This window comes from Bacillus sp. JJ1773, assembly GCF_036962035.1.
Lineage (GTDB): Bacteria > Bacillota > Bacilli > Bacillales > Cytobacillaceae > Cytobacillus.
The window spans coordinates 25,064-31,147 of record NZ_JBALNX010000080.1; the positions used below are offsets into that span (position 1 = coordinate 25,064).

A 6,084-nucleotide genomic window follows, 5' to 3' on the forward strand; every position below is an offset into this window, starting at 1 on the left:
TTACAAATCTAATCTTATTATGCATGTTTTGAAAGAAGTTCTGCAAGAGCTTCTTTCGGCTGGAAGCCAACTACTTTATCTACAACTTCTCCGTCTTTAAAAACGATTAAAGTCGGGATGCTCATAACACCATATTTTCCTGCAGTTTCTTGGTTCTCGTCTACGTCTAGCTTGACGATTTTTACTTTATCGCCCATTTCTGTATCTAGCTCTTCAAGTACTGGAGCGATCATTTTACAAGGTCCGCACCATGGTGCCCAAAAATCTGCAAGGACAACTCCTGAACCAGTTTCAGTAGAAAAAGATTGATCTGTAGCGTTTATAATAGCCATCGAAATGCCTCCTATTTTTAAGTGAATAATAAATATAACGACAGTATACCATTGTTTATTCCCACATGCTAACGATTTGCTTCGACCGTAATTTCCCCTATATTTTAAATAACTATTCATATTGAATTTTTGGTTTGAAATCATTCCTATATAGAAAACAAGCGGCATATAGCCGCTCGTTTATATAGTTAGCTTATGCATTTATTAACAGCTTCTTAAACTCTTCTGTAAGCATCGGAACTACCTCAAACAAGTCTCCAACAATACCATAGTCGGCAACCTTAAAAATATTTGCCTCAGGGTCTTTATTAATCGCCACAATAACTTTGGAGTTTGACATACCGGCAAGGTGCTGAATCGCTCCTGAAATTCCGCATGCGATATAAAGGTCAGGTGTAACAACCTTTCCTGTTTGCCCGATCTGCAATGAATAATCGCAATAATCCGCGTCACAAGCGCCACGAGAAGCCCCAACTGCACCATTTAGAACTTTTGCAAGCTCTTTTAATGGACCAAAGCCTTCCTCACTCTTGACTCCACGCCCTCCAGCAATTACAACCTTCGCTTCAGAAAGATCGACTCCTTCACTTGCCTTGCGGACAACCTCTTTAATAATGGTGCGGAGATCTTTAATATCAACAGATAGAGAAGAAACGTCTCCTGTTCTAGATTCGTCCTTTTCAAGCGGGCTAATATTATTCGGGCGGATCGTAGCGAAAATTAAACCATCAGTAACAATTTTCTTTTCGAATGCTTTTCCTGAATAAATAGGACGAGTGAAAACTAAGTTGCCTCCTGTTATTTCTAAGGCAGTTACATCGGATATCAATCCAGAGCTTAATTTAGCTGCAATTTTTGGAGCTAGATCCTTGCCTAAAGCTGTATGGCCAAAAATCAGTCCTTCCGGCATTTCTGCATCAATGACAGCCATAACAGCTTGTGAGTAGCCATCTGATGTATATTGCTTAAGTTTTTCATTTTCAACGGTTACAACACGGTCCGCACCATATTGGATTAATTCTCCGCCTAAAGCGCTTACAGAATCGCCAATTAATATTCCTACAACTTCTCCGCCTTCTGCTGCGGTTTTTGCCGCAGCCACTGCTTCAAAGGATACATTACGCAATGATCCGTCACGGACTTCACCTAAAACTAATACTTTTCTAGCCATTATGCTTTACCCCCTACGTTCATATTCTTGTATATTCCGATCAGATTACTTTTGCTTCAGTATGAAGAAGTTGTACAAGTTCTTTTACTTGATCTGCAAGCTCGCCTTCGAGGATTTTTCCTGCCTCTTTTTTAGGCGGAAGATAGATTTCAATTGTTTTTGTCTTTGCCTCAACATCGTCTTCCTCAAGGTCAAGATCATCAAGCTCAAGCTCATCAAGCGGTTTTTTCTTTGCTTTCATAATCCCTGGCAATGATGGGTAGCGTGGTTCATTTAAGCCTTGCTGAGCTGTTACTAATAAAGGCAGGCTTGTCTCAATTATTTCGGAATCCCCTTCAACATCGCGAACAACAGTTACATTACTGCCCGCAATATCGAGCTTTGTAATCGTTGTGACATAAGGAATGTTTAGAAGTTCAGCTACACGAGGTCCAACTTGACCGGAACCGCCGTCAATCGCAACGTTTCCAGCAATGATTAAGTCAGCATTCTTGTCTTTTAAATATTCGGAAAGAATTTTTGCAGTTGTAAATTGATCACCGTATTCTAAATCATCTTCAGTATTAATTAATACAGCTTTATCAGCACCCATAGCAAGGGCAGTACGAAGCTGTTTCTCAGTTTCTTCATTTCCGACAGAGACAACCGTTACTTCTCCGCCATTTTCATCACGAACTTGAATAGCTTCCTCGATTGCATATTCATCATAAGGGTTAATGATAAATTCTGCTCCATCTTCGTTTATTTGACCGCCTGAAATCGTAATTTTCTCTTCTGTATCAAAGGTTCTTTTCATTAAAACATAGATGTTCATGATATCCCTCCTAATAGTAAAAGCGTTAGTGCCTCGCCCAGGGGCTTATGACCTCCGACGTACAAGACGTACTAGTGCCGATGAAGACATTAGGCCGTGCCGTTTTTAGTCGGCGAGCCCCTAGGCACTGTAGCTAGATAAAAAAAGCTAATGACTGAAAAATGAAGGTTAAACGTGTAGAGAAAAATTTCATTACTTCAAAAGATTAAGAAAATTCATTTCATACGGGGCCTTATACCCCGTACATGATAATTATAATAGATTGCTAGAAAAATTGTTATCGAAAAAAAATAATTATTTCTATTTTCCTGTAAATTTCGGTTCTCTTTTCTCGATAAATGCAGAAATTCCTTCTTTTCCATCCTCTGAGACAAATACATCTCCGAACAGTTTTGCTTCCATCATTACTCCTTCAAAGTATTCTTTAGGCTTTGAATAGTTTAAAAGACCGATAGCAGCCTTAATGGAAACTGGACTCTTCTTGGCAATTTTCTTTGCTATGTTATAGGCATTTTCTAAAAGCTCGCTTTCAGGGTAAGCATGGTTGGCAAGACCATATTGTACTGCCTCTAATCCTGTTATCGGATCACTTGTAAAAAGCATTTCGGCAGCCTTAGCTGTACCAACGAGTCTCGGCAGACGCTGTGTTCCTGCAAATCCGGGGATTAATCCAAGCTGCAGCTCAGGCAGCCCAAGCTTAGCATTTTCGGCGACTAATCGAAAATGACATCCCATAGCAAGCTCTAACCCACCGCCAAGTGCGGCACCATGAATGGCAGCTATGATAGGCTTAGGGAATGTTTCCATTCGTTCAAATAATTCTTGACCATAGGTTGAAAGTTTAGAGAAATCATTTCCAGTTTTGATTGTTGTAAATTCTTTAATGTCTGCTCCTGCTGAAAAGAAACGCCCTTCTCCGTGTATTAAGATGACCCTGATTTCGTCATTTGCTTCAATTTCATCTAATAAAGCCGATAACTCCTTCAATAATCCTGAAGAAAGAGCATTTGCCGGAGGGCGTTCAATCGTAATAGTAGCTACCATATCCTGATTTGACCAATTTAAATACTCCATATTTCATCCCCTTTTCTTTCAAAAAAATTCAATGGTTATTGACGCGCGGCACAGCCACCCAGAAGCAGTTGATGCACGGGTCCTGCTAACGAGGTTAAATCATACTTTTGCTCATTCATCACCCAAGTTGTGACTGTCTCATCCATCGTGCCAAAAATCATTTGGCGTGCTAATCGGGTATCTAAAGCGGCAGAAAACTCACCGTTTTCTTTTCCTTCTACTAGTATTTTTTCAACTAAAGAAAGAACTCCTTTTAGAACTTCATTAATTTTATGACGGATCTCCTTATTGGACTGTCTGAGTTCCAATTGAGTCACGATGGCAAGATGACGATCCTCAGAAAGCATATTAAAATGTGTTTCAACCAATACTAATAATTTCTCTGCGGCTGTTTCTTTTCCTGCAATTTTCTCTTCATATTTCTCAACAAAGTATCCCATTTTTTCTTGAAAGAGAGAGATAAGGATATCTTCTTTATTCTTAAAATATAAGTAAATCGTTCCGTCAGCGACGCCAGCCTGCTTGGCAATTTTGGAAACCTGTGCCTGATGATACCCGTTCTCTGCAATGGCTATGACTGCGGCATCAATGATTTGACGATATTTAGGTTTGTTCTTTTTCATCGTGTCCCTCCTTCCAAGAAAGTGTAGGCTTTTATCTGTATAAAGGGCGAATGATTGCTAATCATAATGAATGAATCGTCATTCATATTTTTATAATAGTTCTACAATTCCGTTCTGTCAAGAAACTGTTGTGCAATTTTTGATGGACGGATCTATTATGTCATTTATTAAAAAATGGTACAAGCCTAATTCTTCAAAAATAAAGAGCCGAAGTAGAAGCTCGGACTCAAAATTAAGCCTGCTTTTCCTGATCATCATTTAGTCTCTTTTTTTCTTCATCTATCAGGGCTCTTCTCAATATTTTTCCAACAGCTGTTTTCGGAAGCGCATCTCGGAATTCGTAAAGTCGTGGAACCTTATAAGCTGCTAGGTATTTTCGGGCAAACTCATTTAATTCTTCTTTATTTGCGTTTGTCCCTTCTTTTAAGACAATATAAGCTTTTACCGTTTCTCCACGATATGGATCAGGTACTCCAGCTGCTACAACCTCCTGCACGGCAGGGTGTTCATAAAGGACTTCTTCAATTTCACGCGGATAAATATTATAGCCGCCAGCGATAATCATATCCTTCTTACGGTCAACAACATAGAAATAGCCTTGTTCATCCATATACCCGAGGTCACCCGTTAAAAGCCAGCCATCCTTTAAGGATTCAGCTGTTTCCTCTGGACGATTCCAATATCCCTTCATGACTTGCGGACCCTTAACGACAATTTCTCCAATCTCACCGGACGGAAGAAAATCTCCAGTTTCTAATGACAGAATTGCTGCATCTGTATCTGGCCATGGTACACCAATACTTCCCTTTACACGCGGACGATCCCAGAGAAAATTAGCATGGGTTACCGGTGAAGATTCTGTTAAACCATAGCCTTCAACAAGCTTGCCGCCTGTTACCTCTTCAAACTTTTGCTGTACCTCTACAGGTAGAGCTGCTGAACCGCTTATACACGAATCAATAGAGGAAAGATCATATTTCCCCAAATCCGGATGATTTAATAGTCCAATATAGATGGTTGGAGCCCCTGGGAACAGAGTCGGTCTTTGTTTTTGAATCGTCTTCAATGTTGTATCTACATCGAATTTTGGCAGCAAAACCATTTTGTGCGCTTCCATAACCGATAAAATTAACACCGTTGTCATTCCGTACACATGGAAAAATGGCAATAAGCCTAGAACAACCTCTTGCCCACGTTTACATTTATAAAGCCAAGCCTTACACATGGACGCATTTGCGACAAGATTCCGATGTGTCAGCATAACCCCTTTCGGAAATCCAGTCGTTCCACCTGTATATTGTAATAGCGCTAAATCTTCTTCGAAATCAAATTCATATTCCTTCAGTTTTTTCGCTGGCTGCTTTAGAATTTCAGTTAATAAATGGTTGCTTCCTTCATGCCTGACGTTTACAACGATTCCATATTGCTTCTTTTGCAGAAAAGGATAAACTAAGTTTTTCGGAAAAGGAAGGAAGTCTTTGATAGCGGTTACAATTATATGCTGTAAATCAGTTTGCGGCTTAACCTTCGTTGTCTTTGGAAACAATATATCCATCGTAATGATCGCCTTCGCCGCTGAATCCTTCATTTGGTATTCAAGCTCCCGCTCCGTATAAAGAGGGTTCGTTTGTACGACAATTCCTCCAGCTATTAGGATGCCAAAATAACTAATAACAGCAGGCGGAATATTCGGCAGCATAATAGCTACCCGATCACCTTTCCCAATTCCAAGTTCCTGAAGATAGGAAGCAAGCTTTAAAGAGGATTCATAAATGGTTCGATAAGTAAATTCCTTTCCCATGAAATGAATGGCAATTTTCTCTGGATGATCATCAGCCGCTTTTTTTAAATAGTCTTGAACAGGCTGATTTGGATATGTCAAAGATGAGGGTATTTCTTCCGGATACGTTTGAAGCCAAGGCTTATTAGGTAACAACATATTCCCTCCTTCTAAAGTATTAAATATTTAGAACATTCCAATTGTTAGTTCTTATTATAATATAATGAAGTTTACATGACAATTGGAATAATAGGTTTTTGTATATTTTTAACATGTCCAAATAATCAATT

General features: G+C 39.4%; 6 protein-coding genes. All 6 read right to left on the minus strand.

The annotated features are described in order from the left end of the window. Positions 1-17: 17 nt before the first annotated feature. On the minus strand, positions 18-332 hold the full coding sequence (trxA, locus tag V7127_RS20795) for a thioredoxin (RefSeq protein WP_335345229.1): 315 nt from the start codon (positions 330-332) through the stop codon (positions 18-20). 193 nt (positions 333-525) lie between these two features. Then, positions 526-1,503: an electron transfer flavoprotein subunit alpha/FixB family protein gene (locus V7127_RS20800; RefSeq protein ID WP_335489200.1), complete on the minus strand. Its 978-nt coding sequence runs from the start codon at positions 1,501-1,503 to the stop codon at positions 526-528. A gap of 40 nt (positions 1,504-1,543) precedes the next feature. After that, a complete protein-coding gene (locus V7127_RS20805; RefSeq protein ID WP_335489205.1) occupies positions 1,544-2,317 on the minus strand; it encodes an electron transfer flavoprotein subunit beta/FixA family protein in 774 nt (257 codons plus the stop codon). A 300-nt stretch (positions 2,318-2,617) separates the two neighbouring features. Beyond that, positions 2,618-3,391: an enoyl-CoA hydratase gene (locus V7127_RS20810; protein ID WP_335489208.1), complete on the minus strand. Its 774-nt coding sequence runs from the start codon at positions 3,389-3,391 to the stop codon at positions 2,618-2,620. Positions 3,392-3,426: 35 nt separating this feature from the next. Beyond that, positions 3,427-4,014 carry a TetR/AcrR family transcriptional regulator gene (locus V7127_RS20815; protein ID WP_335489209.1) on the minus strand — a complete coding sequence of 196 codons (588 nt, stop codon included), beginning with the start codon at positions 4,012-4,014 and terminating at the stop codon, positions 3,427-3,429. Between the two features lie 232 nt (positions 4,015-4,246). Then, positions 4,247-5,950 carry an AMP-binding protein gene (locus tag V7127_RS20820; protein WP_335489212.1) on the minus strand — a complete coding sequence of 568 codons (1,704 nt, stop codon included), beginning with the start codon at positions 5,948-5,950 and terminating at the stop codon, positions 4,247-4,249. Between the last annotated feature and the right edge of the window lie 134 nt (positions 5,951-6,084).

What these genes read in the sequence shown, in the direction of transcription:
- trxA (WP_335345229.1), bottom strand. Translation starts at nt 332, where the DNA reads ATGGCTATTATAAACGCTACAGATCAATCTTTTTCTACTGAAACTGGT.
- V7127_RS20800 (WP_335489200.1), bottom strand. Translation starts at nt 1,503, where the DNA reads ATGGCTAGAAAAGTATTAGTTTTAGGTGAAGTCCGTGACGGATCATTG.
- V7127_RS20805 (WP_335489205.1), bottom strand. Translation starts at nt 2,317, where the DNA reads ATGAACATCTATGTTTTAATGAAAAGAACCTTTGATACAGAAGAGAAA.
- V7127_RS20810 (WP_335489208.1), bottom strand. Translation starts at nt 3,391, where the DNA reads ATGGAGTATTTAAATTGGTCAAATCAGGATATGGTAGCTACTATTACG.
- V7127_RS20815 (WP_335489209.1), bottom strand. Translation starts at nt 4,014, where the DNA reads ATGAAAAAGAACAAACCTAAATATCGTCAAATCATTGATGCCGCAGTC.